At 63.0% G+C, this 23,767-nt stretch carries 27 protein-coding genes; 11 read left to right on the top strand and 16 right to left on the bottom strand.

Going from position 1 to position 23,767, the window contains the following annotated elements:
* Positions 1-10: 10 nt before the first annotated feature.
* The 3 genes from RTCK_RS07365 to RTCK_RS07355 form a co-directional block, all read right to left on the bottom strand.
* Positions 11-925 carry an ABC transporter permease gene (locus tag RTCK_RS07365; RefSeq protein WP_142592321.1) on the bottom strand — a complete coding sequence of 305 codons (915 nt, stop codon included), beginning with the start codon at positions 923-925 and terminating at the stop codon, positions 11-13.
* Between the two features lie 84 nt (positions 926-1,009).
* Positions 1,010-2,479: an ABC transporter substrate-binding protein gene (locus RTCK_RS07360; RefSeq protein WP_408004514.1), complete on the bottom strand. Its 1,470-nt coding sequence runs from the start codon at positions 2,477-2,479 to the stop codon at positions 1,010-1,012.
* A gap of 56 nt (positions 2,480-2,535) precedes the next feature.
* Entirely contained in the window at positions 2,536-3,408 is an 873-nt protein-coding gene (locus RTCK_RS07355; protein ID WP_142592319.1) for a DMT family transporter, read from the bottom strand.
* Positions 3,409-3,642: 234 nt separating this feature from the next.
* On the opposite strand from RTCK_RS07355, the gene RTCK_RS07350 reads away from it, so the two are divergent.
* Genes RTCK_RS07350 through RTCK_RS07340 form a run of 3 tightly spaced genes read left to right on the top strand, consistent with a single transcriptional unit; the run spans position 3,643 to position 6,917 of the window.
* Positions 3,643-4,839: a sialidase family protein gene (locus tag RTCK_RS07350; RefSeq protein WP_142592318.1), complete on the top strand. Its 1,197-nt coding sequence runs from the start codon at positions 3,643-3,645 to the stop codon at positions 4,837-4,839.
* Positions 4,836-5,792, top strand: a complete 957-nt coding sequence (gene pdxA / locus RTCK_RS07345) for a 4-hydroxythreonine-4-phosphate dehydrogenase PdxA (RefSeq protein WP_142592317.1) — start codon at positions 4,836-4,838, stop codon at positions 5,790-5,792. The genes RTCK_RS07350 and pdxA overlap by 4 nt, the downstream gene beginning before the upstream one ends.
* Before the next feature lie 6 nt (positions 5,793-5,798).
* Positions 5,799-6,917: an iron-containing alcohol dehydrogenase gene (locus RTCK_RS07340; protein ID WP_142592316.1), complete on the top strand. Its 1,119-nt coding sequence runs from the start codon at positions 5,799-5,801 to the stop codon at positions 6,915-6,917.
* A 41-nt stretch (positions 6,918-6,958) separates the two neighbouring features.
* On the opposite strand, the gene RTCK_RS07335 is transcribed toward RTCK_RS07340, so the two are convergent.
* Positions 6,959-7,660 carry a FadR/GntR family transcriptional regulator gene (locus RTCK_RS07335; RefSeq protein WP_142521153.1) on the bottom strand — a complete coding sequence of 234 codons (702 nt, stop codon included), beginning with the start codon at positions 7,658-7,660 and terminating at the stop codon, positions 6,959-6,961.
* Between the two features lie 3 nt (positions 7,661-7,663).
* Positions 7,664-8,692 carry a four-carbon acid sugar kinase family protein gene (locus RTCK_RS07330; protein WP_142592425.1) on the bottom strand — a complete coding sequence of 343 codons (1,029 nt, stop codon included), beginning with the start codon at positions 8,690-8,692 and terminating at the stop codon, positions 7,664-7,666.
* A gap of 349 nt (positions 8,693-9,041) precedes the next feature.
* On the opposite strand from RTCK_RS07330, the gene RTCK_RS07325 reads away from it, so the two are divergent.
* Positions 9,042-9,731, top strand: coding sequence for a glutathione S-transferase family protein (locus RTCK_RS07325; RefSeq protein WP_142592315.1), 690 nt, complete (start codon positions 9,042-9,044; stop codon positions 9,729-9,731).
* Between the two features lie 80 nt (positions 9,732-9,811).
* Positions 9,812-10,234, top strand: a complete 423-nt coding sequence (gene ndk / locus RTCK_RS07320) for a nucleoside-diphosphate kinase (RefSeq protein WP_142521150.1) — start codon at positions 9,812-9,814, stop codon at positions 10,232-10,234.
* 46 nt (positions 10,235-10,280) lie between these two features.
* Here the strand turns inward: ndk and RTCK_RS07315 are convergent, their stop codons facing one another.
* Both RTCK_RS07315 and RTCK_RS07310 read right to left on the bottom strand, forming a co-directional pair.
* A complete protein-coding gene (locus RTCK_RS07315) occupies positions 10,281-10,784 on the bottom strand; it encodes a hypothetical protein (protein ID WP_142592314.1) in 504 nt (167 codons plus the stop codon).
* Complete coding sequence (locus RTCK_RS07310; protein ID WP_142592313.1) at positions 10,781-11,323, bottom strand: CGNR zinc finger domain-containing protein; 543 nt, start codon at positions 11,321-11,323, stop codon at positions 10,781-10,783. The genes RTCK_RS07315 and RTCK_RS07310 overlap by 4 nt, the downstream gene beginning before the upstream one ends.
* A 61-nt stretch (positions 11,324-11,384) precedes the next feature.
* Between RTCK_RS07310 and RTCK_RS07305 the strand changes: the two genes are divergently transcribed.
* Together RTCK_RS07305 and RTCK_RS07300 are read left to right on the top strand one after the other, a co-directional pair.
* On the top strand, positions 11,385-12,281 hold the full coding sequence (locus tag RTCK_RS07305) for a branched-chain amino acid ABC transporter permease (RefSeq protein ID WP_142521148.1): 897 nt from the start codon (positions 11,385-11,387) through the stop codon (positions 12,279-12,281).
* 65 nt (positions 12,282-12,346) lie between these two features.
* Positions 12,347-12,493, top strand: coding sequence for a hypothetical protein (locus RTCK_RS07300; RefSeq protein ID WP_408004509.1), 147 nt, complete (start codon positions 12,347-12,349; stop codon positions 12,491-12,493).
* A 37-nt stretch (positions 12,494-12,530) separates the two neighbouring features.
* On the opposite strand, the gene RTCK_RS07295 is transcribed toward RTCK_RS07300, so the two are convergent.
* The 4 genes from RTCK_RS07295 to uvrC all read right to left on the bottom strand — a co-directional run bounded on the left by RTCK_RS07295 (position 12,531) and on the right by uvrC (position 15,959).
* Positions 12,531-12,992: a molybdenum cofactor biosynthesis protein MoaE gene (locus RTCK_RS07295; RefSeq protein WP_142521147.1), complete on the bottom strand. Its 462-nt coding sequence runs from the start codon at positions 12,990-12,992 to the stop codon at positions 12,531-12,533.
* A 4-nt stretch (positions 12,993-12,996) separates the two neighbouring features.
* Positions 12,997-13,254 carry a molybdopterin converting factor subunit 1 gene (moaD, locus tag RTCK_RS07290; protein ID WP_142521146.1) on the bottom strand — a complete coding sequence of 86 codons (258 nt, stop codon included), beginning with the start codon at positions 13,252-13,254 and terminating at the stop codon, positions 12,997-12,999.
* Positions 13,251-13,838 carry a CDP-diacylglycerol--glycerol-3-phosphate 3-phosphatidyltransferase gene (gene pgsA / locus RTCK_RS07285; protein ID WP_142521145.1) on the bottom strand — a complete coding sequence of 196 codons (588 nt, stop codon included), beginning with the start codon at positions 13,836-13,838 and terminating at the stop codon, positions 13,251-13,253. The genes moaD and pgsA overlap by 4 nt, the downstream gene beginning before the upstream one ends.
* 93 nt (positions 13,839-13,931) lie before the next feature.
* Positions 13,932-15,959: an excinuclease ABC subunit UvrC gene (gene uvrC, locus RTCK_RS07280; RefSeq protein WP_142521144.1), complete on the bottom strand. Its 2,028-nt coding sequence runs from the start codon at positions 15,957-15,959 to the stop codon at positions 13,932-13,934.
* A 430-nt stretch (positions 15,960-16,389) separates the two neighbouring features.
* On the opposite strand from uvrC, the gene RTCK_RS07275 reads away from it, so the two are divergent.
* The gene (locus RTCK_RS07275; protein ID WP_142521143.1) at positions 16,390-17,028 is read left to right on the top strand and encodes an outer membrane protein; all 639 of its coding nucleotides are present in this window, start codon (positions 16,390-16,392) and stop codon (positions 17,026-17,028) included.
* A 60-nt stretch (positions 17,029-17,088) separates the two neighbouring features.
* Here RTCK_RS07275 and RTCK_RS07270 read toward each other — a convergent pair whose 3' ends face one another.
* Both RTCK_RS07270 and RTCK_RS07265 read right to left on the bottom strand, forming a co-directional pair.
* On the bottom strand, positions 17,089-17,688 hold the full coding sequence (locus RTCK_RS07270) for a glutathione S-transferase (RefSeq protein WP_142521142.1): 600 nt from the start codon (positions 17,686-17,688) through the stop codon (positions 17,089-17,091).
* Between the two features lie 26 nt (positions 17,689-17,714).
* A complete protein-coding gene (locus RTCK_RS07265) occupies positions 17,715-18,362 on the bottom strand; it encodes a ribonuclease T2 family protein (protein ID WP_142592312.1) in 648 nt (215 codons plus the stop codon).
* 86 nt (positions 18,363-18,448) lie between these two features.
* On the opposite strand from RTCK_RS07265, the gene RTCK_RS07260 reads away from it, so the two are divergent.
* Complete coding sequence (locus RTCK_RS07260; protein WP_142521140.1) at positions 18,449-19,393, top strand: lysylphosphatidylglycerol synthase domain-containing protein; 945 nt, start codon at positions 18,449-18,451, stop codon at positions 19,391-19,393.
* Here the strand turns inward: RTCK_RS07260 and RTCK_RS07255 are convergent.
* Positions 19,390-20,256 carry a 23S rRNA (adenine(2030)-N(6))-methyltransferase RlmJ gene (locus RTCK_RS07255; RefSeq protein ID WP_142592311.1) on the bottom strand — a complete coding sequence of 289 codons (867 nt, stop codon included), beginning with the start codon at positions 20,254-20,256 and terminating at the stop codon, positions 19,390-19,392. The two genes, RTCK_RS07260 and RTCK_RS07255, sit on opposite strands and share 4 nt — an antisense overlap.
* 83 nt (positions 20,257-20,339) lie before the next feature.
* On the opposite strand from RTCK_RS07255, the gene RTCK_RS07250 reads away from it, so the two are divergent.
* Together RTCK_RS07250 and RTCK_RS07245 are read left to right on the top strand one after the other, a co-directional pair.
* Positions 20,340-22,478, top strand: coding sequence for a molybdopterin-containing oxidoreductase family protein (locus RTCK_RS07250; protein WP_142592310.1), 2,139 nt, complete (start codon positions 20,340-20,342; stop codon positions 22,476-22,478).
* Positions 22,475-23,062, top strand: coding sequence for an NUDIX domain-containing protein (locus RTCK_RS07245; RefSeq protein WP_142592309.1), 588 nt, complete (start codon positions 22,475-22,477; stop codon positions 23,060-23,062). The genes RTCK_RS07250 and RTCK_RS07245 overlap by 4 nt, the downstream gene beginning before the upstream one ends.
* 26 nt (positions 23,063-23,088) lie before the next feature.
* On the opposite strand, the gene RTCK_RS07240 is transcribed toward RTCK_RS07245, so the two are convergent.
* Both RTCK_RS07240 and RTCK_RS07235 read right to left on the bottom strand, forming a co-directional pair.
* A complete protein-coding gene (locus RTCK_RS07240; RefSeq protein WP_142521136.1) occupies positions 23,089-23,490 on the bottom strand; it encodes a type II toxin-antitoxin system VapC family toxin in 402 nt (133 codons plus the stop codon).
* The gene (locus tag RTCK_RS07235; RefSeq protein ID WP_142592308.1) at positions 23,490-23,723 is read right to left on the bottom strand and encodes a type II toxin-antitoxin system Phd/YefM family antitoxin; all 234 of its coding nucleotides are present in this window, start codon (positions 23,721-23,723) and stop codon (positions 23,490-23,492) included. Before RTCK_RS07235 ends, RTCK_RS07240 begins: the two co-directional genes overlap by 1 nt.
* Positions 23,724-23,767 lie beyond the last annotated feature (44 nt).

Raw genomic sequence — 23,767 nt, 5'->3', positions numbered from 1 at the left:
TGCCGCTTCCTCAATGCCGGATGCGCGGATCGAGCAGTGCATAGGCAAGGTCGATCAGAAGATTCATGAGGAAGATCGCAAGCGCCGTGACGAGGATCGCGGCCAGCACCACGTTGAAATCGCGCTGCAGGATGGAATCGATCATCAGCTTGCCAACCCCGGGGAAACCGAAAATCGTCTCGACGATGACGGCACCGTTGAGCAGACTCGCCGCCTGGTCCCCGATCACGGTGATGACCGGCAGCATGGCGTTGCGAAGCGCATGGATGAATATGATTGAGCGGGATTTGACGCCCTTTGCTCGCGCGGTCTTTACATAGGCGGAAGAAAGAGCGCTGATCATCGACCCGCGCACCACTTGGACGATGATCCCGAACGGGCGGATGAACAGTACCGAGATGGGCAGGATCCAGTGCGATAGCGAGCCGGTGCCGGACGTCGGTAGCCACGCAAGGTTCACTGAGAAGACGACGATCGCAACGATAGCGACCCAGAAATCGGGAACGGAAGCACCAACCAGCGAAATGATGGAGGAAAGGCGGTCGAAGAAGCCGCCGGCGCGAAAGGCGGCGAGCGAACCGACGAGGACAGCGGCACCCGCCACCAGGCTCATCGTGATGACGGCGAGCCAGAGCGTCCAGACGAAAGCTTCGAGCACAACATCGAGGGCTGGGCGCGCCTTGCGCAAGGACTCGCCGAGATCACCCGTCAGGACATCGCCGACATAGCGGCCGAACTGCACCAGCAGCGGATCGTTCAGGCCATGCAGTTCGCGGAACTGGTCCTTCATTTCTGCGGAAGCTTCGACAGGAAGGAACAGGGCGGCCGGGTCGCCGGTCAGTCGTGAAAGGAAGAAGACCATGACGATCAGCCCTGCCAGCGAGATGAGGCTGGCGATGGCGCGTTTTCGAACGAATTTCAGCATGGGGTCCTCAGGGAAGACCGGCAGCGAGGGTCGTCCCGCCGCCGGGTTGCTGTCGTGACCGGCGAGCGAGGGCTCGCCGGGCGTTTACTTGATCTTGATCTCCGAAAGCTGGAGCGTACTGTTGGTGGCCATTGTCGGTTTGAAGTCCAGGCGCTCGGAAACCCGGGAGAAGCCGACCATGTGGAACAGCAGGACGTCGGCAACAACCTCGTCATGCACATAGGCTATGACCTCCTTCCACAGATTGGCCCGTTCGTCGCCGACGGCGGCCGAGGCGCGGGTGATCAGATCGTCCACCTTTGGGTCGGAGAAGCCCGACTGCGTGCCTTCGCTAGCATACTTGAAGAACATCGAGAACGATGGGTCACCCTTCGAGTTGTCATGCATGGCAGCAACCAGTTGGGGGCCGCGGCCCTCCTTGAAAGGCTTTGAATAGTACTGCTCGTGTTCGGCGACTTCGACGAATTTCAGCTCGACCTGGAAACCGACATCCTGAAGCTGCGCCTGGATGGCTTCCATGATCTCGGTGACGTTCGGAAAGTTGGCCGAACGGGCGATGATGGTGATCGGCGTGTCCACCTTGACGCCGTCGGCCTTGGCCTCTTCCAAAAGCTTCTTGGCGCCTTCCGGATCGAAAGGATGCACCTTTACGTCCGGATTCCATCCCAGTGTCGGCGGCGGCACGATGGCGGTGGCGAGCAGCGCGCCCTCCGGTAGCAGAGTTCCGAGAAAGGCCTCGCGGTCGATGGCTAGGTTCAGCGCGCGGCGCACGCGAACATCGCTCAGCGGTTCGATATTGTGGTCGATGCGCAAATAGACCGTCTCGCTGTCGAGATAGGAGAAGTCCGTTGCCGGATTGGTGGCCTCGAGCTGTGAGATCGACGGCGAAAGGTCGGCTTCGCCGGTCTGCACCATGGCGGCGCGCACGGACGGGTCGGCGCGGAACAGATAGGTCGCTTCCGTAACTTCCGGCTTTTCCCCCCAGTAGTCGTCGCGTCCCGTCAGTACGATCTGCTGGCCGGGCGTCCAGTCGGTCAGCTTGTACGGACCGGTGCCGACCGGCTCGCGCACGAACTCGAATGGCGTCTCCTCAGGAACAATGGTCACCAGGGACATGAGCAGCGGCAGGATCGGCTGGAGAGGTTCAGCCTTCAAGTCGATGGTGTAATCATCCACGACCTGTGGCGTCACCGTCATGCCGCCGAAGTAGCGGCGTGCCTCACATGAAATCTTGTCGCTCATGATCCGCTCGAAGCTGTGCTTGACGTCTTTTGCGTCGAAACCGCTGCCGTCCGAGAACTTCACTCCTTGGCGGAGGTGGAAGCGCCAGCTGCCATCCTCGTTCTGCTCCCACTTTTCGGCAAGGCGAGGCATGACGCCCTTGTCGCCGCGGACGTCCAGCTCCGTCAGAGTTTCGCTGACGTTCTGCATGATGATGCGGCCGATGTTGGAACGCGTCGCCATGCAGGGTTCGAGCAGGTCTGCTTCCTCGGGAAGCACGATCTTGATCGGGCCGGATCCGGCAAAGGCGGGCGACAGGGCCGATCCCAGCATAAGAGCACTCAAGACAAGTATTTTCTTCACGGCATTTCCTCCCTAGTGACAGTCGTTCAGGTTGATGATGGTTTTCCGGCTCGTGCGGCGATCAATGCTGCGCAGCAAATGAGCCCGCCGCCGCATAGCGTCGATAGGGCGATGCGTTCGCCGAACAGTGCGAATCCGCCGAGCGCCACCAGCGGCAGGCGCAGGAAGTCGACGGGAGCTACGATCGTAGCGGGTGCAAGCGAAAGGGCGTGGGTCATCAATCCCATGCAGGCAGCGCCGACGACGCCTTGCAGCGCCAGAAGGCCCAGTTCCTTTGAGCCGGGCATTGTCCAGAACGGAGCGGCCAGGATGAGCGCGATGGGTACCGTCAGCAGGAGGTTCCAGACTACGAGAGTACCGGTCGCATCTCCCTTCGACATGGATTTGAGAATGAGTTGGATGGCCGACTGAAGTACGGCACCGGCAAGCGCAAGAAGAATGGCCAAGCTGAAACCGGAACCGGACGGCCCGATAACGAAGAGGGCCCCAATGAAGCCGATGATGACGGCGCCGGTCAGCGCGGGGGTGGGCCGTTCCCCGAGGGTCAGTGCGGCACCCAACACGAGGAAAATGGGCGAGGTGAAGGCGATGGCAGTGACGTCGGCAAGCGGTCCCCAACTGAAGGCGGCGAAGAAGGCGACCATGGCGAGCAATTTGAAACCCGCGCGCGCCGCATGCTGGCCCAAAGGATGTGTCGAGCGCAACACTGCCGGGCGCAGGGCGATCCACGGTAGAAGGACGAGCGCACCGAAGAATGCTCGGAAGAAGCCGATGACGAACGGATGCACGGCTCCATCGAGAGCGCGCACGATCACTGCGTCGCCCGCTGCAAGGATTGCAGCGCCGACTGCATAGATGACGGCCATGGTGGCCTTTCGTGGGGCGCCGGATGCCGGCATCAGTACCCTCCCTGCTGGCGCCTCCCGCCAGCTCAGGTAGACCATCCACGTTTCGCGATAGTTTGTCAATTTGTTTCGGATTGTAAAGACGAAGGTTGATGCCGCATCATAAAACATACAATATAATCAGTAAGTTAGATAGGAATTACCATTGATTTCTCCGAGTAGATAACATTCTTGAACTTGACAACTCTGCGAATTTGACGATCTTCCACCTCACGCAGGAGGAGCCTAATGGACCCGGAAGAAATCGCACGCAACATGAACGGCCGCCTTCAGGCCACGGCACCTGGTCGCATCGAGGCCTTGCTGTCCTCGCCGATGGTCCAGAACCACGCTGCATTCCTGCATCTGCTTTCAGACGGCGCGCTCGCTTGTGCCTGGTTTGGCGGTACGCTGGAAGGCAAATCGGACATCTCGATCTTCGCTTCCGTTCTGCCGAATGGCCGCGAGCAATGGGGGGCGCCGCAGCGTCTCAGCTTCGATACGGCGCATTCGGAGCAGAACCCGGTACTTTTCTCCGCCCCTGACGGCAAACTCTGGCTCTTCCATACCTCCCAACCATCCGGAAACCAGGACGAGTGCCGCATCCGCCTGATCGAAATTCGGCGCGATGCTACAGATCCTACGGTGCTGACTGCATCCGAAGGTCGTTATCTTGACTTGCCCCGCGGATGCTTCGTTCGTGCGCCGGTGGTAATCCGCGACGACGGTGCCTGGCTGCTGCCGATCTTTCGTTGCGTCCAGCGGCCCGGCCAGAAATGGAACGGCAGCCACGATACGGCTGCCGTGGGCGTCTCCTTGGATCAAGGCGCCACGTGGCGGCTGAACGACGTAGACCGTTCCATCGGCTGCGTTCACATGTCGCCGGTCCCGATCGGTGAAGGACGTCTGGCCGCGTTCTTCCGTCGTCGGCAGGCGGACTATGTCTACCGCACCGAAAGCCTCGACGATGGGCGTACCTGGTCGGCTCCGGCTGCCACGGACGTACCGAACAATAATTCGTCTATCTCTGTCAGTCGCCTGAAGGATGGGCGGCTCGCGATGATCTGCAATCCGGTTAATGCCGCTCAATCGGCCGACCGGCGCGCTTCGCTCTATGACGAGCTCGGGGAGAACGATGACCGGCCCGATGCGGATCCGGCAGGAGGATGTATCCCTGTCTGGGGTGTGCCGCGCGCACCGGTCGCCCTTTGTCTTTCGGAAGATGGCGGCAAGACCTTCCCGGAGCGCCTCCTCATCGAGGATGGCCCGGGCACGTGTCTTTCCAACGACTCGACTGACGGCCGGAACAAGGAGATGTCCTATCCCTGGCTGCTGGAAGGGCCTGATGGCGCAATGCATCTTGCCTATACCTATCACCGCCGCGCCATCAAATATGTCCGACTTTCCCCCGGCTGGAGCGGCGCGGACGCACGGAGGCTTTCATGAGCAACATTATCGGCATAACCATGGGAGACCCTTGCGGCGTCGGCCCGGAAATCTCCGTCCGGGCGCTTGCCGGCATGTCACCCGAGGAACGGGGGACGATCCGTATCTATGGCAATCTCGCAACGCTGGAAGCCGCCCGCGCAGTCCTCGGCATCGATATCGGTTTAGCCCCTTACGTCGTGGACCTTCCCATTGAGGGGGCACCGCTGCCTTGGGGACATCTCAGCCCTGCCGCCGGCGATGCGGCCTTCCGCTTCATCGAAAAAGCCGTGCGCGACGCCGAAGCCGCTGTGATCGGCTGCATCGTCACCGCGCCTATCAACAAGGAGGCGTTGAACCTTGCCGGTCACCACTATGATGGCCATACCGGTATGCTCCGCAGCCTCACCGGGTCCAAGGCGGCCTACATGCTGCTCGCATCAGAGCGGCTGAAGGTCATTCACGTCTCCACCCATGTCTCCCTACAGGAGGCGATCCGCCGCTCGACCACCGAGCGCGTGCTTGCGACCATTCGCGCCGGCGACGCCCATCTCAAGCGTATCGGCTATGCCGCCCCAAAGATCGCTGTCGCCGGCATCAATCCCCATTGTGGCGAGAACGGTCTCTTCGGCACGGAGGATGACGACCAGATTGCTCCCGCCGTGGCCGCAGCACGTGCCGAGGGTATAGACGCTTACGGCCCAATCTCTGCCGACACCGTGTTCTACCGCGCCTATTCCGGCGCGTTCGACCTGGTGGTGGCGCAGTATCACGACCAAGGCCACATCCCGATCAAGCTCGTCGCCTTCGACACCGCGGTGAACGTGTCGGTCGACCTGCCGATCGACCGCACATCTGTCGATCACGGCACGGCCTTCGATATCGCCGGCAAGGGCATCGCCAATCACGGCAACATGAACTCGGCAATTGCCTATGCCCGCAAGCTCGTGGCTGGCAATGCCAAGCGAGGATGAGCACCCATGACCATTGCTCCCATCACTCTCTACCAACCCCGCCGCCTTGCCGTCGGTGTTGGCACGGTCGGCGAGGTCGGGGCTTGGGGGGCGGATGCCTCCTCCATCCTTGTCATCGCCACGCCGGTAACCGCCGGCTTTGCCGAGCGGCTTAAGCTCTCGGGCCGCGTGACCGTTTTTGACGCGATACCCGGGGAGCCGGATATCGCGACGCTGGATGCGGCACTGGACACGGCACGACGCTCTAAGCCCGACCTTGTCGTCGGCCTCGGCGGTGGGTCGGTACTCGATGTCGCCAAGCTCGTTGCCGTGCTGTGGGACAGCGAGCAGACGCTCGCCGATGTTGCGGGTCCCCACCGCGTCGCCGGCCGCCGCACGCGGCTCGCCCAGGTTGCGACCACTGCCGGCACGGGGTCGGAGGCAGGCATTCGTTCGCTGATCACCGATCCGGAGAAGGGCAACAAGATTGCGGTCGAGAGCCCACACATGGTCGCCGACTTCGCAGTCCTCGATCCGGAACTCACCTATTCCGTGCCGCCCGCGGTTACCGCTGCAACCGGTGTCGATGCCATGGCACACTGCGTCGAGGCCTTCACCAACCGCCGCGCCCATCCGATGATCGATGGTTTTGCCCGAATGGGTTTCCGGCTGGTCGGCAAGCATCTCGCCCGCGCGGTTAAGGACGGTGCCGACACCGAGGCGCGCGAGGGATTGATGCTCGCCTCCTACTATGGCGGCATCTGCCTCGGTCCGGTCAATACCGCCGCCGGACACGCCATTGCCTACCCGCTCGGTACGAGGCTGCGCTTGCCGCACGGCCTGGCCAATGCCGTCATCTTCCCTCACGTACTCGCCTTCAATCAGCAAGTAGCTGCGCACAAGACCGAGGAAGTGGCCGAAGCGTTGGGACTTGGAAGGAACCTCTCTGGAGAAGCGCTGCTCGACGCGGCATGCGGCTTCTGCCGCGACCTCGGCATCGAGATGTCGCTCGCCGCACACGGCGCGAAGGCAGACGACCTGGTGCTTTACGCGAGTGAAGCCCACGCCAACCGCCGGCTGATGGACAACAACCCGATCGAGATGAGCGTGGAAGACGTGCTCGGCATTTACCGGGCAGCCTTTTGAGATTTCGCCAGAAGATCCCCGCACCGCCGGGGATCTTCTGGTTACCTGGTTGCCTGAAAAAGACGATCTCGGGAGCCAGTCAGATGATCGTACATCAACTGTCTTGATCTTGCCGCATCCCCGGAAGCGATCGCTTCCGTAACCGACTCATGCTCCAGAAAGACGCGTGCAAGCCCGCTTGTCTCTCGTTTGACCGAGGCGCCATGGAAACGCATGCCCACCGCGATGTGGTCCTTGAGGGCTTCCATGGCGGTATAGAAATAGCTGTTCTTGGAAGCCCGAGCGATAGCAAGGTGGAATTGGAAGTCCGCGTCCTCCCGGTGGGACTGCCGGTTGGTTGCGTCGCGCATGAGCTCTAGAGCTTGGCGGATGGCTGCGAGCGTGGCCGCATCATGGCGTTCTGCAGCTGCCGCAGCGGCTGCTGGCTCGACGGTCAATCGGAATTCGTAGCAATTGAGAAGGTCTGCTACGTTTTCGAGTTGTCCAAAGCCCAATGGCTCACGCATTCCAACGACGCGGACAAAGCTGCCCGCACCCCGGCGAGAGTAGATCAGCCCCTGATCTCGCAGGCGCTTCAACGCTTCACGGATAATGGGCCGCGACACCTCGAACTCCGTTGCGAGGTCATGCTCTGTCGGCAGACGTTCGTTCGGCTGATAAGCGCCCGATTTGATTGCCCGGTGGATGCGCTCGAAGACGATATCGCTCAGGCTTTTGCGGCTAGTTCCGTTCGCCAGTCCCATCGATCAACCTACCGCTTGCATAACCCTGGCCGCAATTTGGCTCAGCGTGTCGGGTCCACCGAATCCCCCCGATTTCGTGATGATGCAATGTCCTTGTGCGTGAGCCAAGCCTAGCCCTGGCAGACATTCCCCGAGCAAGCGGAAACGGTCTATTCCCATTTCCTCCAGGACGGCTTCGGCTGTTGCACCACCAGACAGCAGCAGGGTCGATGCCCGCTGGGTCTGCTCCGGGACCACAGCTTTCGCAAGAGCGCGAGACACGACCTGCGGATCAGCCGCTACGTCTCCTTGAACAGCCTGCACTACCGTGATCATGCTGCCACTCCTTTGGTCTTGCCGGATTTCTCCGTTCGGTGCTGGCAGGTAGTTGACGTCAAATGCCCGTTGAAGCTCATCGACCTGGGCAAGTGTAATCGGATCATGTGAGCCGATCACGAACAGCGCCGCGCCTTGCGGAATTTCAGTAAGATGCGCCGATGCCCCGCCCGCTAGCGCGTCAGCTAGTGCTTCGGCCAGCCCGCGGGCGCCCACTAGCAGATTGGCGCCTGCGGCTTCGCTCTTCACAACCCATGCGCGCAAGTTGTCTTGCGTCAGCGTGTCCGGTACTGTCGATCGGTCTGAGTGCCGGCCCAGCGCTTTCCTTATCGAGATCGGCCTCGCCACCCCAAATCCCTGGATGTGCCCATCCTTGGCAATGCGGCCGAAGTTGGGAATTGCCGGCGCGACCAAGGCAGCTTCGAACGGAATGACATCGAGCTCAGCTGCGATATGCCCCTTGAGCCGCGAGTCGATCTTCTTGAATAACTTTGTTGCAGGCGGCAGCGCGGCAAGAGCTTGAGCTGTTCTTGCCCGTGCAAGCGCCACGTCCAGTTCACGTGATCCGAGATTGACGGTCAGTACGGCAGGTTCTGCTTCGATGGCTCTTGCGATCGCTGTGACCGTCAGGGCGACCTCAACATGCATTCCTCTGGCAGCGAATGGAGCTGATGCATCCAGTGCCCCGGTAAGATCATCGGCCAGAACAGCGAGCATGCAGTCACCCTTGTTGTTATCTTGCTTAAGGGAAAATGCCTGGTAGAACAACAGGAAATTGGCGTAGGTGACAAATCATCTGTCCGCAGGAGATTCGGGCTGGCTCACTGCGTCTGCGTTGACTGCCCCTTCCGGAGTCTCGATTGATTGCTGGGACTGGGCGCAGCGATCCGCCACCGAACTTTATCCGGCGGGCGGCCAGGGTCTCGGCCGTTTCTGTACGCACGAAACGGCACATCTTAGCCGGCGATGCCCCCAGGCGGGATGATGGGTATCATGAAATTTGCTGATTGGATTTACTGCGGCGAGGGCACCACTATCTGCGCCATCGCAACTGACGGAGCCTTCGATGACGCGTGTTCTCTATTCCCTCTGCGGCCGCGACGAGAGCCGGCCGTTTTCCCCGCATTGCTGGAAGATCTCCATGGCACTTGCCCACAAGGGCCTGGACTATGTGGAGCGTCCGTACCCGTTCACGGCGATCCCGACGATCGAGGAGGGCTTTTCCAAGACGGTGCCGATCCTGCGCGACGGCGACCGCCTGGTGCGCGACAGCTTCGAGATTGCGCTCTACCTGGACGAGGCCTACCAGAACCTGCCCACGCTCTTCGGCGGCGAGGGCGGCAAGAGCCTGTCCCGCTTCGTGGAAAGCTTCTCGCAGATGATCATCCACATGCCGGTGACCAGGATGGCGATCCTGCACATCCACGACATGTTGGATGAGCCGGACCAGGCATATTTCCGCCGGAGCCGGCTGGAGCGCCTCGGCAAGCCGATCGAGGAAGTCGCTGCCGAGAGCGAGGCCGAGCGCCTCGCGTTCGCGTCGAAGCTGGAGCCTGTCCGCCGCACGCTGCACTTCCAGCCCTATCTCGGCGGCGACACGCCGCTCTTCGCCGACTACATCCTGTTCGGCGCGCTGCAGTGGATGCGCGTCACCGCCGGCCCGCCGCCGCTTGCGCAGGACGATTCGGTCATGCAGTGGTTCGAGCGCTGCCTGGACCTGCACGGCGGCCTCGGACGGCGTGTGACAGCCGCGTGAAATTGGCCGAACCCCCTTGTTTCCCGAGCGACGGGCGGGTAAACACCGCCCACTTTCTCGAAGAACAAGGGACTTTTACGATGGCGATTGAACGCACGTTTTCGATGATCAAGCCGGACGCCACCAAGCGCAATCTGACGGGCGCCATCACCAAGGTGTTCGAAGACAATGGCCTGCGGGTCGTCGCTTCCAAGCGCGTCTGGATGAGCAAGCGCGAAGCCGAAGGCTTCTACGCCGTCCACAAGGAACGCCCCTTCTTCGGCGAACTCGTCGAGGGCATGACCTCCGGCCCGACCGTCGTTCAGGTCCTGGAAGGTGAAAACGCCATCCTGAAGAACCGCGAGATCATGGGCGCCACCAACCCGGCACAGGCCGCCGAAGGCACCATCCGCAAGACCTTCGCCCTCTCCATCGGTGAAAACTCGGTGCACGGCTCCGACGCCCCGGAAACCGCTGCCCAGGAAATCAAGTACTGGTTCTCCGACACCGAAATCGTCGGCTGATCTGCCGTCGGATACGCTTCAGAAGCCGGCCGCTGGGCCGGCTTTTTCATGTGGGGCAGGACCCGGATGAAAAGTCGGTCGACCCGTCCGGCTTGAACACCTGCGGGTTCACGTCATAAGCCGGGCCGAGCGAAAGAGGTTTCGAAGGCAGAACGTCCTGATCGACGTTCGACTTGAGGCTTGTCTCGATCGACTGGATCTCTTCGCCCGACGGGCCGAGGAGGCGGATCGTTACCGCATAGGGAATGCCCTTCCGCACGCAGTGTACGGGCGGGCTTTCCAGGACGATCTTCTCCATCACCGGAAACAGTTTCTGCCGTACCATCAGGGGCGGTCCGCCGCGGGGATCCTCGAAACTTGCCTCGGTCACGCCACCTTCCGGCAAGGGAGCCAGCCTGCGCAGCGTGACGAGGTAGGTCGCCCGCGCCACACGGTAGTTGAATACGAAGATCTTGCCGGAAAGCTCGACGACGTCCCCATCCGCCGCCTCCCGCTGGCAGGCGGCAAGGACGAGGAGCGCCGCCATGACGACCATCAGACGCCTCCTCATGACGCCGCCTCCCGCCTGCGCCGATAGTGGCGGCTCGCCTTCACCCGGTTGCCGCAAACGGCCATGTCGCACCACGCCCGGCTGCGGTTGCGGCTCCGGTCGAGGAACAGCCAGCCGCAATGGCCGCAGATCTTGAGGCGGTCCGTCTCCCCCAGCAGGCGGAGCGCCGAGCGGGCCGTTGCCGCTTCGAGCGTCGCCTCGCTCGCCGCTTGTTTCAGCATCCTCGCGCAGGCCTGCAGCAGTCCCGCGAGCAGCAGGCGGTCATCATCCCCTTCCACCCGGCGGCGGAAGTAGGCATCGATCGCCTCGCGCAGCGCCAGGAACCCGTTCCGGTTTGCCTCTGCCACCGGCTGGATATCGCCAAACAGCGCCCGCTCCGCTGAAAATTCCGCTGCGGCGACGGAAAAGGCGTCCATCTGCTCGGGCACCGCGAACCGGTCGGCGCGGCGCTGGAGGTCCGAGCGCAGGATCACGCTGTTGGCGACGTCGAGGGCCAGCGCGCCCCCTGCGAAGCGATGGGGAGTCCAGGCGAATGTCATGACGGCACTATAACCGCTAAAATCCATTTGACCAGTTAGGGAGAGGATGGAATCCTGCGGCATGGCCTACCTTCTCCAGCAGATTGCGAATGCCGTGCCGCTGGCAGCGCTCTATGCGGCTCTTGCCTTCGGCTATGCCATAGCCTTCGCCGTCACCCGGCGCCCCGACATAACCTATGGGGCGATCTTCGCCTTTTCCGGCCATCTCTACGTTTTGGTCGCTCACTTCGGCTGGAACGAACTCCGGCTTGTCCTGGCCGCTGCGCTGGCGCTCGGCGCTCTGGCCGCGCTGAGCGGGGGCGTGGCGGCGGGTGTGATCGGCGGGCGCTTCATCATCCGGCCCCTCGCCAATGTTTCGCCCAATGCCGTTATCGTCGCTGCACTGGGCCTGGTGCTGGTCTTGACGGAGGGTGCGCGGCTCGCTGCACAGACCCGCGAACTCTGGCTGCCGCCGCTGATGAGGAAACCTGTCGTGCTCTGGTCGGGCGATGGCTTTCCGGTGACGCTGACCGCTCTACAGTGTCTGAATGTGGTGATCCTGCTGGCGCTGCTGGGTGTCGGCGGTATTGCTCTTGCCTTTGCAGGATGGGGAAGGCGATGGCGGGCGGTCTCCGACGATCCGCGCGCGGCCGAATTATGCGGCGTCGATTCCGGAGCCGTCTTTGCCATGGCCTATGCTGTCGCTGCGGTGATCGCTTCGATCTGCGGTGTGCTCGCTACTTCCTACTACGGCACGATGGATTTCGGCGCCGGCCTCGTCTTTGGCCTGAAGGTGGTGCTGATCGCGGCAGCGGGTGGTCATGCCCGGCCGCTGCGGGCCGCGGCCGGCGCCGCCGTGATCGGCTTTGCCGAGACGCTGTGGGCGGGCTATGGACCGATCGTCTGGAGGGACCTCGTCATCGTCGGCGCGTTGGTGGCGGTGCTGGTGGTGAGCCGTCGGGAGCGGGTGGTGCCGTAGCGCTTGCTTCGATTGAGCTTGCGAAGGCGGGCGAAGAGGTCCTCATCGCAAGAGGAAGGACGCCTGTGGCGAAGATCGTGCCCATCGAGCCTCGCAAGTTCGCGCTGGGGCTGCAGAAGGGCAGGCTCGATGGCACCGCTCCCGATTTTCAGGAGCCTCTTGCGGCGCCTCTCGTTTCGGCCGACAGGTGTTTGACGAAGGGCCGGCATTAGCCGGGTCTGGTGACGCGATGACCTTGCTTCAGGTAGCCTAGCGCCACTTCTCCCGAGCCCGCTCATCGGCGTCTTTCGCCGAAACCCATTCCCCGCTTGATCCGTCCGTCCGATGTTCCTTCTTCCAGAACGGAGCGGAGGTCTTCAGGTAGTCCATCATGAAGCTGGCGCCATCGAAGGCTGCCCGCCGGTGCGGGGCCGCGGCGATCACCAGCACGATGTTCTCGCCCGGTGCGATCTTGCCGTATCGGTGGATGGCGGTGAGGCCGAGGAGCGAGAAGCGGGCGATTGCCAGGTCGGCGATCCGCCGCATCTCCGCTTCGGCCATTCCCGGATAATGCTCAAGTTCCAGCGCGGAAAGCGCGCCCTGCTCGTCGCGGCAGAGACCCGTGAACGTGACGACGGCGCCGATGTCCTTCCGCCCTTCGGCGAGCGCATCGATCTCCGCCTGCAGGTCGAAATCCTGCGCCTGGACGCGGATGAGCGGCGCGACCGGCATCGGCTCAGCCGCCGGTCATCGGCGGAAAGATGCCGATCTCACGCGCACTGCCGATCGTCTCGTGGTGCTCGACATGCTCCTGATCGATCGCGACGCGGATCACCTCGGGATATTGGAGTGCCGCCTCGTACTCCTCGCCCAGGGTCTTCAGATGGCTCAGCAGATCGCGCACCGTCTTCACGGCGTCCGGAAGCTCGATCTCCTCCTCCGGCTTGCCGATCCGTTCGCGCACCCACGCGAAGTAGACGAGCTTCACGGTCATTCCGCGTCCACCACATGCTTGAGGCCGGCCTTGAAGTAGTCGTAGCCGGTATAGATGGTCAGGACCGCCGCGATCCACAGCAGGGCGATCCCCATCTCGGTCGTATAGGGCAGGATCTTGTCGCCGGCAGGCCCCGCCAGAAGGAAGGCGATCGCGACCATCTGGATTGTCGTCTTCCATTTGGCGATGCGGGTGACCGGTACGGCCACCTTCAGGGCCGCGAGGTATTCCCGCAGACCGGAGACGAGAATCTCGCGGCAGAGGATCGTGATGGCCGCCCAGATCGACCAGCCGGCGATGGTCCCGTCGGCCGCCATCAGCAGCAGCACGGAGGCGACCAGCAGCTTGTCCGCGATCGGGTCGAGCATTCGGCCGATGTTCGAGGTCTGATTCCAGATGCGCGCCAGGTAGCCGTCCAGATAGTCTGTGATGGAGGCGACCGCAAACAGCACGAGTGCGGTCCAGCGGGCGAAATCGGAACTCGCCAGCCGGCCTTCGATGAAGAAGCAGACGACGATGATGGGCACGGCGACGATGCGCGCGTAGGTCAGCAGGTTGGGGATGTTATATGCGCGCGAAGACATGGGCAGACCTGTGTTTTTTATTTGTTCCTAGTTGAGCCTTCCGGCAGCGACCGTCAACACCTTGATCGGCAAATCGGAGGCCATTCTGCGACATTAGCCGGAGCGGTTCTCGTGGAAGTGATGATAGATCTGCTTCGCCACCGCTTCCGAGATGCCCTCGACCGACATCAGGTCGTTGAGGCCGGCGCGCGACACGGCCTTTGCCGTGCCGAAATGCTGCAGGAGCTTGCGCTTGCGGCCGGGGCCTATGCCGGCGATCTCGTCCAGCGGGTTCCTGACCATCTCCTTCTTGCGCCGCGCCCGGTGCGAACCGATGGCGAAGCGGTGGGCTTCGTCGCGCATGCGCTGCACGAAGTAGAGCACGGGGTCGCGCGGCGGCAGCGAGAAATCGCTGCGGCCGTCGGTGAAGAAGCGCTCGCGCCCGGCGTCGCGGTCGACACCCTTGGCGACGCCGATTGCCGTCACCACGTCGCGCACGCCCAGTTCGTCGAGGATCGCGCGCACGGCCGTCATCTGCCCCTGGCCGCCGTCGATCAGGATCACGTCCGGCCAGGCGGGGAAGGGAGAATCCGCCTCGTCCGTGCGGGCCTGCGTGCGGTCCGGAATGCCTTCCTCCTTGAGGAGGCGCGAGAAACGGCGGGTCATCACTTCGCGCATCATGCCGAAGTCGTCGCCGGGCGTGATGTCGGTCGAGCGGATGTTGAACTTGCGGTACTGGTTCTTCACGAAGCCTTCCGGCCCCGCCACCACCATCCCGCCCACGGCATTGGTGCCCATGATATGCGAGTTGTCGTAGATCTCGATCCGACGCGGCACGTAGGGCAGGCCGAAGGTTTCCGCCAAGCCCTTAAGCAGCCGGGCCTGCGAGGATGTCTCGGCAAGCTTGCGCCCGTGCGCCTCCCGCGCATTGGCGAGCACATGATCGACGAGGTCGCGCTTCTCGCCCCGCTGCGGCACGGAGATCGTCACCCTGTGCCCGGCCTTTTCGCAGAAGGCCATGGCGAGCAGTTCCTGCTCCTCCACCTGTTGCGAGAGCAGGATCTGACGCGGAACCGGCTTGTCGTCGTAGAATTGCGCGAGGAAGGCGTTCAGTACCTCCGCCCCGCTCATCTGCGGGTCGGCCTTCGGGAAATAGGCGCGGTTGCCCCAGTTCTGGCCGGTGCGGAAGAAGAAGACCTGGATGCAGGTGAGGCCGCCTTCGTGATGGATGGCAAAGACGTCTGCTTCCTCGACTCCGGCCGGATTGATGCCCTGGTGGCTCTGCACGTGTGAGAGCGCGGCGAGCCGGTCGCGGTAGATCGCGGCACGTTCGAAGTCGAGGTCTTCCGAAGCTTCCTGCATCTGTGCCGCAATCGCCGCCTTCACGTTCTGGCTCTTGCCGGACAGGAAGTCCTTCGCCTCCTGGACGAGAGCCGCATATCCCTCGTCGCTGATCTCGTGGGTGCAGGGGGCCGAACAGCGCTTGATCTGGTAGAGCAGGCAGGGCCTCGTCCGCGTTTCGAAGACGCTGTCGGTGCAGGTGCGGAGCAGGAAGGCGCGCTGCAGCGAGTTGATCGTCCGCCCGACGGCGCTCGCCGAGGCGAAGGGGCCGAAATAGTCACCCTTGCGGGCGCGCGCGCCGCGATGCTTGAAGATCGCCGGTGCCCGGTGGTCGCCGGTGATCAGGATATACGGGAACGACTTGTCGTCGCGCAGCAGCACGTTGAAGCGGGGCCGCAGCCGCTTGATGAGGTTTGCCTCGAGCAGCAGCGCCTCGGTCTCCGTCCGCGTCGTGACGAATTCCATGTGCGTCGTCTCGCGCACCATGCGGGAGAGGCGGTTCGAATGCACCCGTCCTTGGGCGTAGTTGCCGACGCGCTTCTTGAGGCTGCGCGCCTTGCCGACATACATCACGTCGCCCGCCTCGTTGAACATGCGGTAGACGCCGGGGGCGTTCGGCAGGTGCTTGACGAATTCGGCTATGAGGTCGGCGCCCTTCAGGCCGCTTTCGTTCTTGAGCGCCTCGCTCCAGTCGATGGCGAGCATCCGTGCGGGCTCGGCATCGAGGGGAAGGCCGTCATCCTCGTCTTCTTCCGTTTCGTCGTAAAGGACGCCGCCGTCCGGCAGCTTGGCTGAGTTCATTCCATCCTCTCGCAAGCCGCAGCCCCGGTGCACGGATGCAGCGCATGGAGCCGGGCCTCGAATCGTATTCCGGGATCGTCCTACAGGTAGTGCGTCGGGCACGGCAATGAAAGACGGCGGCGTTCGCCGGGGAGGCGTCTCCCGCGCCGGGCGAACGGATTGGTAAATATCCGATGAACGTCCGGCACCTTTCCGGCGGCAAAAGTGCCGGCTTCGCAGGTCCGTACGAGCTTCTGGAAATTATGGTTAAGAAACATCATGTTGCCGCGATGCAACATCAATTTTCCGCCACGCGCCGGCCACAATCAATTCACAGTTCGGCTCTTTCTTGCCCGCATTTGCCGAACATCTTCGCCTCCAGCGGGCCGGGAACAAGTCCTGCGGAGTTACGCAGCGGCACATCCCGGCATAGCAATAAGGAGAATTTGGTATGCGTACCCTCATCGCAACTCTGCTGGCTTCTGCCGCAACTTTCGCCACCATTTCGGCCGCCAATGCCGCCGATGCCGTCGACCAGATCCCGGAAGCACCGGTGGCCTATGAGCAGCCGGCGCCGGTCAAGGACTGGAGCGGTGCCTATCTCGGTGGCTACGGCGCCTATGACTGGGGTCGCTTCGAAGGTGACCGCGACGGCGCCTTCGGCGGCGGCGTCTTCGGCGGCTACAACATGCAGAGCGGCCAGATCGTCTACGGCCTCGAGGCCGATGTCGGCTACAACGGCGAGGAAGCGGAAGCCGGTACCGGCATCGAGGGTGAAGCCGGCTGGAACGGCTCGGTCCGCGCCCGTGTCGGCTATGACGTGAACCCGTTCCTCATCTACGGTACGGCAGGTGTCGCCCTGCAGGACAACGAACTGACCGACACGGCGACCGGCGCCTCCGACAGCAAGACCGCCGTCGGCTACACCGTCGGTGCAGGCGTGGAAGCTCTGGTGACCGACAACATCACCACCCGCGTCGAGTATCGCTACACCGACTTCGGCAGCGACACCTACGATCTCGGCGGCACGTCGGTTTCCAGCGGCTATGACGACCACAGCGTCAAGGTCGGTATCGGCGTCAAGTTCTGAGCCGGTCGCTCAAGACATGGAAAAGAAGCCGGTGGCATCCCTGCCGCCGGCTTCTTCTTTTCAGGCGCCCGCTTTGAGCTCTTCGAAGGCGGCGAACCGACCGGAAAACTCCTTCAGCCACTGCGCCAGCTCCGGTCGCCCGTTGCGCCAGTCCTTCTCGCCGAACCTGAGATCGATGTAGCTCAGCAGGGCGGCGAGGGCGAAGTGGCCGCCATTGAGCTTCTTGCCGGTCTTCGGCAGGTTCCCGTTCAGGTGATCCAGCCCGCAGGCCACCTTGCCCCATTGCTTGTCGATCCAGGGCTGGTGCACCCGGTCTTCCGGGCGGCTGCGGCGCTCGTTGATGATGGCCAGCAGGCTGTCCATCATCCCGTCGCACAGCGCTTCAAGCACTTCGGCATCCGTCCGCTTCGGCTCCTTTCGGGGATAGAGAAGCCCGCCCGACAGCCGGTCGAGATAATGCATGATCGCGACGCTGTCGTAGACCGGAGTATCGTTCTTCCTGAGCAGCGTCGGGATCTTGCCGAGCGGATTGTTCTCGCTGAGGAGAGGCGGGTTCGACGCGGTCTCGACCGTCTCCACCTCCAGGTCGATGTCGAGGTGGCGAGCGGCCATGCGAACCTTCGCGGCATAGGGCGAGGCGGGGGAATAGAGAAGCTTCATAAAGCGGTCCTTGCTGTGTACCTTTGTCAGTCGGCGGGTGGCAGTTCGACACGGTCGAGGCGGCAGCCGCCGCGGTCGACCTCTGCGCAGTCCCGGAAACGGAAATCCTTCGTCAGGCAGATGCGCACTTCCTCCAGGCGCCTTCTTTCGCACCTGACGGCAATGCCCCTGGGACCCATGCCCGGATTGGCCTCCGTGAACTTCCGTTCGACCTCGGAGGGCGAAAGCGTCAGGCGCTCCTCGCCCTCGGCGAGGTCGGGCGGGATGCGGATACGTTCGAAGGCGCGGCGCACGGCCTCGAAATAGGCGCGTTGCGTCAAGCCGGTGCAACTGCCGTGCTTGCGCCACTGGTGGCCGATCAGCCCCATGGAGGGCATAATGTCGAACATCGGCTCCCCCAGCGCCCGCGGTACCCGGTTGGGTTCGCGGCTGGAACAGAACTCCGGATAGCCCTTCTCGTATTGCGGCCACAGCCCGTGCACGATGAAGCCGAAGCTCTCGTCGCTGCCGCATTGCGGGGAACGCCGGGCGTCTCTCTGAGTTGCACAATAGGTCGGCGACCACGACAGCGACAGGACGTAGAAATCGAAGCTCTGAGCCTTCACGGTCCCCGCTGTGGCGAGAAGGACGAGAACGGCAAACGGAATGAACAGGCCTCGAAGAGGTTGATCCATCACGCCGTTCCCTTCAAAGTGAACGAGTCAGTGTTTGTCCTGCATGCGCTGGGGTGTCTCGGAGGAGAGAAGAGCGGCAAAACTGAATGACCTTGAAAAAGTACCTCTGGCCCGTCGTGGGCGGGGCGACGATAGCGGTTTGCGCCTGGCTTCTCTACAAGGAATTGCGCGGCCTTTCGCTGGACGACGTGTGGGACAGCCTGTCCGCGATCTCGCCGTTCCACTGGCTCCTTGCCGCCCTTTCGACGCTCGTCGCCTACGCGGCGCTGGCGGGTTATGACCGGATCGCGCTCATGCATCTCGGCCGGTCGGTGAACCTCTGGTTCATCACCGTCACCTCGTTCACGACCTATGCCTTGTCCCATAACGTCGGAGCCTCGGTACTCTCGGGCGGCGTCGTGCGCTACCGCGCCTATTCCTCCAAAGGCCTCAGCGGCCGGGAAATTGGTGCGCTCATCGCCATCTGCTCCTTCACCTTCGCGCTCGGAACCCTGCTTCTGGCGGCAATCGTGCTGATCCTCAAGCCGCACATCACCGAGCGTTTTGGCGAAGGCTTTCCGATCAGCGCCTCGTCCGCCACGGGCTATACGATCCTTGCATTCATTGCCCTCTATGTCGCCGCCAGCTTCCTGCGCCTTCGACCTGTCACCCTCGGCTCCACGCGACTGAGCTACCCGTCGCCGAAGGTGGTGCTCTCGCAACTGATCATCGGGCCGCTGGAACTGGTCGGAGCTGCCGGCATCATCTATTTCGCGCTGCCGGACGCCGGCAATCCCGGCTTCGTCGTCGTGCTCGGCATCTTTCTCGCCTCCTTCTCGGCGGCGCTGATCTCGCACGCACCCGGCGGGCTCGGTGTCCTGGAACTCGTCTTTGTCATGGGGCTGCCGGACATGGACCAGGCGGACGTGATCGCGGCGCTCCTGGTCTTCCGCCTTTTCTACCTCATGATCCCGTTCGCGATCGCGCTGGGGGTCATCTTCGTCTTCGAGCGGACCCAGTTCCGTGTCGGCCGGGATGCTGACGGACCCTAGCGCTCCTCTAAATCACCTTCTCCACGTAGCCAGAAGGCGCGCTGAGAGGCGAAGCGGTCCTGCGCCAGCACCTGTTTCAGCGCCGGCAGCAGGGCGTGCATCTCGTCCTTCAGGGTGAAGGGCGGGTTGACGACGATCAGGCCGGAGCCGGTCAGGCCCGTCGTCTCGCGGTCGCTGCGCACCGAAAGCTCCAGGCACAGCGTCTTCGGAATCTCCAGGTCCTGCAGGGCCTGATGAAAGTCCTTGATCGGCGCGCCCTTCTTCAACGGGTACCACAGGCAATAGGTGCCGCCCGGGAAACGGCGATAGGCCGTCGCCAGCCCCTTTACAAGACGCTCGTATTCGTCCGGCTCCTCGAAAGGCGGATCGACGAGGATGATGCCGCGCTTCTCCTTCGGCGGCAGGTGCGCCCCCAGCGCCAGCCAGCCGTCCAGTTCCGTGACCCGCACCTGATAATCTCCCTCGAACAGGCGCGTCAGACGGCGCACGTCGTCCGGATGCAGTTCCATCGCCGACAGCCGGTCCTGCGGACGAAACAACATGCGGACAAGCTTCGGCGAGCCGGGATAGAGCCTGATGCCGCCATCCGGATTGAGGTCGCGCACCGCCGAGAGATACGGTGACAGAAGCTCTGCCGCCTGCGCCGGAAGCTCGGCCTCCATCAGCCGGCCGATCCCGTCCTGCCATTCGCCCGTCTTCTGTGCCTCCTCGGCGGAGAGGTCGTAGAGCCCGATGCCTGCATGGGTGTCGAGGATGCGAAAGGCCTTGTCCTTCCTCTGCATGTAGAGGACGAGGCGTGCCAGCACCGCATGCTTCAGCACGTCGGCGAAATTGCCCGCGTGATAGATGTGCCGATAGTTCATGGCTGCTGCTGCCCCGGATGAATTAAATTGATGTCCCGCAAATCGCGCTTTTGGCGGCTTCCTCCTTCGCATATAGAAAAGCGATGAACCTTGCGACCCCGATCACGGCGAAAGCCACCCCGAATGTCACCCGCGTCGGCCACACGGTCTGCCCGCACGACTGTCCGTCCGCCTGTGCGCTTGACGTCGACCTGACGGAGGAGGGCAGGATCGGACGGGTGCGCGGCTCCGCCGAAAACACCTATACCGCCGGCGTGATCTGCGCCAAGGTGGCGCGCTATGGCGAGCGCATCTATCATCCGAAGCGCCTGCTGACGCCGAAGCGCCGGCTGGGCGACAAGGGCGAGGGCGCCTGGCAGGAGATTTCCTGGGAAGCGGCGCTCGACGAGATCGCCGAAGCCTTCCTGAAATCCGAGGCGCATCACGGCTCGGAAGCCATATGGCCCTATTTCTACGCCGGCACCATGGGCCAGGTGCAGCGCGACTCCATCGAGCGCCTGCGCCATGCGAAGAAGTATTCGGGCTTCTTCGGCTCCATCTGCACCAATATGGCCTGGACCGGTTATGTGATGGGCACCGGCGCCTTGCGCGGCCCCGATCCGCGCGAGATGGCGAAGTCGGACTGCGTCGTCATCTGGGGCACTAACGCCGTCTCCACCCAGGTCAACGTGATGACCCACGCGGTGAGGGCGCGAAAGGAGCGCGGCGCCCCGATCGTCGTCATCGACATCTACGACAACCCGACGATGAAGCAGGCCGATATGGGCCTGATCCTCAAGCCCGGCACCGACGCCGCACTCGCCTGCGCCGTCATGCACATAGCCTTCCGTGACGGCTATGCCGACCGGGAGTACATGGCGAAATACGCCGATGATCCGGCCGGCCTCGAAGCGCATCTCAGGACGAAGACGCCGGAATGGGCCTCCGCCATCACGGGTTTGACGGTGGAAGAAATCGAGGCCTTCGCCCGCCTGGTCGGCACGACGAAGAAGACCTTCTTCCGCCTCGGCTACGGCTTCGGCCGCCAGCGCAACGGCACGGTCTCCATGCACGCCGCGCTGTCGGTCGCCACCGTCCTCGGCTCCTGGCAATACGAGGGCGGCGGCGCCTTCCACAACAACGGCGACATCTTCCGCCTGAACAAGTCGGAACTGATGGGCACGGCTTACGCCGATCCGGATATCCGCATGCTCGACCAGTCCCAGATCGGCCGGGTGCTGACGGGCGACGCAGAGGCGCTTCGTCACCGCGGGCCGGTGACGGCGCTGCTGATCCAGAACACCAATCCGGTGAACGTCGCCCCTGAGCAGCGCCTGGTGAAGCAGGGATTTGCCCGCGACGATCTCTTCGTCGCCGTCCACGAGCAGTTCCTCACGGAAACAGCCGAGATGGCCGATATTGTGCTGCCGGCGACGATGTTCCTGGAGCATGACGACATCTATCGCGCCGGCGGCCAAAACCACATCCTTCTGGGGCCGAAGCTGGTCGAGCCGCCGGAGACGGTGCGCACCAACCTCTTCGTCATAGAGGAACTGGCCAAGCGCCTCGGAATCGAGCATTTTCCCGGCTTCGGACTGTCCGAGCGCGAGCACATCGATCGCATGCTCGCGGCAAGCGGGTGGCCGGGCTATGATACGCTCGCACTGCAGCGCTGGCTCGATGCGCAGCCGGACTTCGACACCGCCCATTACCTGGGCGGCTTCGGCTATCCGGACGGGAAATTCCGCTTCAGCCCCGACTGGGCGAACGGACCGTCGCCCAACCGCCCTCCGCCGAGCCTCGGAGCCATGGGCCCAGTGGCGGCGCTGCCGCAGTTCCCTGACTACGTTCCGGTGATCGAGGAAGCCGATGCCGAGCATCCGTTCCGCTTGGCGACGTCTCCTGCCCGCAACTTCCTCAACTCGACCTTCGCCGAGACGCCGACCTCGACCCGCAAGGAAGGTCGGCCGGAGGTGATGATCGAGCCATCCGATGCGCTCCGCCTCGGCATCCTCGATGGCGACATCGTCCGCCTCGGCAACACGCGCGGCGAAATCCGCCTCCATGCCCGGATCGTGCCTGGTGCCAAACCGGGCGTGTTGATTGCCGAGGGACTCTGGCCCAACAAGGCGCATATGGACGGGGAGGGGATCAACGTCCTGACCGGCGCCGATGCCGTTGCTCCCTATGGCGGCGCCGCCTTCCACGACAACCGCGTCTGGCTGCGCAAGGACCCTGCATGAGCAAACTGGAGAATGCGAAGATCGAGATCGTCGAGGACAAGACGCTCTCCGACGACTGGTATCACCTGCGCAAGGTCACCTACGACTACACCAGTTCCAAAGGCGAGGTCCATCGCCTATCGCGGGAAGTCTATGACCGCGGCAATGGCGCCACCATCCTGCTGTTCGATCCTAGGCGCCAGATCGTGGTCCTCGTCAAACAGTTCCGCATGCCGGCCCATGTGAACGGCCATTCCGGCTGGGTGATCGAGACGCCCGCCGGCCTTCTCGACGGCGACCATCCGGAGGAGGCCATCCGCCGCGAGGCGGTGGAGGAGACCGGCTACGAGGTCGGTGAGGTCCGCTTCCTCTTCGAATGCTTCATGTCGCCCGGTGCCGTCACGGAGCGCATCCACTTCTTCTATGCACCGATTGATCTCAGCCACCAGGTGCATGACGGTGGTGGCCTGGACGAGGAGCACGAGGACATCGAGGTTCTGGAAATCCCGCTCGACCAGGCTCTGACGATGATCGGCGACGAGATCTGCGACGGCAAGACGATCATGCTCCTGCACTGGGCGGCGCTGAACAGGGACAAGCTGTAGCGCAGCGGAACGGGTCGATCGGGCTATTACAGCAATGCCACGCTCTCGCGTGCCGCGGCCTCCGCCAACCGGCGGTCGAGCGTTGCAAGCGGTAGCTGCCGGTTCAGTGCCAGCGCAAGATAGGCCGCATCATAGGCCGTCAGCGCGTGACGCTCGGCGAGGGTGAGGATCGATTGATCATCAGCCGGAGCAGTCGTTCGCAAGCTCAAACCACGAAGGATGCGCATCGCTTCGATGACTCTTTCAAAGGCAATACGCTTGCGGCGATGGGCCAACATCAAGACATTGCGGACCTCATGCCAGAGAAGGTCCGGAGCAGCCCCGTCTGTGTTCGTTAGGAGTTCGAGAGCGCGCCTTGCGATCGGCGAGTCTTCATCTGGAAGGACCCAGGAACATACAACTGAGGCATCGACGATGAAGCCATCCATCACATTCTGCCGATGGCCTTCCACGCCGCGACTTCCTCCAGGGTGACCCGCGGCATCGTTTTCCGGAACTCGAGGACTTCGTCTATTGCCTTCTGCCGCATTGCTCGGTCGGACAACCCCGACAATCTCGCCACCGGTGCATCACCGCGCGTAAGGAGTACTTCCTCGCCGGCCTCCACCTTGGCCAGGAGCTCGGAGAGATTTGCGTGTTCGATCTTCACGGTGATGGTCATGGATCTCGCTCCAGCAAGGCTCTGAAGATAAGCTCAGGACACCG

This window comes from Pseudorhizobium endolithicum, assembly GCF_902153245.2.
Lineage (GTDB): Bacteria > Pseudomonadota > Alphaproteobacteria > Rhizobiales > Rhizobiaceae > Neorhizobium > Neorhizobium endolithicum.
This window is presented reverse-complemented; position numbering and strand designations above follow the sequence as displayed.